A 657-nucleotide genomic window follows, 5' to 3' on the forward strand; every position below is an offset into this window, starting at 1 on the left:
CCGGCTCTCGCGCTCCACCAGGGCCCGCAGGAGGGACAGCGCGAGCGCACGCCGGTCACGCCGTTCCACGTGCTGGGTGCCGCGCCGGGCGATCAGCGCGTCGGCGAGTTCGATGACCGGTGCGACCCGTCCGCGCTCGGCGAGGAGCTCGACCAGTTCCTCGCGCAGCAGCCCGAGGGCGGCATCCTCGTACCAGCGCTCGCGTGCCTTCTTCACGATCTGCGGGATACGGCCGGCGGTCAGTCCCACGGCTTCGGCCACGTCCCGCTGGCGCACCCAAGCGAGGCCGTCGGGCAGCCGGCCTTCCTCGTCGGGGAGGCGCAGCAGGAGGCGTACGGCTTCGCGCTCCTTGGCGTTGGAACGGGCGTTGCCGCCGGACGGCCTCGGCACCAGGCGCGCGGCGAGCGCGTCCACGCTCAGGCCACGCAGCACATTCGGGTCGGTGGCACCGGCTGCGGCGACCACGTCTGCGGCTGCCCGTTCCAGGGCGGTGCGCTCCTGGTTCGCGGCTTTGAGGGCCGCCGCGCTCATCGGCGAGGGCGCGGCCTTGCCGAGCCGGAGGTTCCACTCCTTCTGGCGGCGCTGGATCTCCTCGCGGGTGCGTGAACCCATGCCCGGTGCGGTGAGGAACTTCTTGGTCGAGTAGTCGAGTACGTC

The 657-nt window shown here is 72.8% G+C and carries 1 tRNA gene; it reads left to right on the forward strand.

The annotated features are described in order from the left end of the window. Positions 1–517: 517 nt before the first annotated feature. Positions 518–582 (forward strand) — tRNA-OTHER (locus KUM32_RS35555). Positions 583–657: the final 75 nt, after the last annotated feature.

This window comes from Streptomyces sp. AC627_RSS907 (assembly GCF_019049165.1).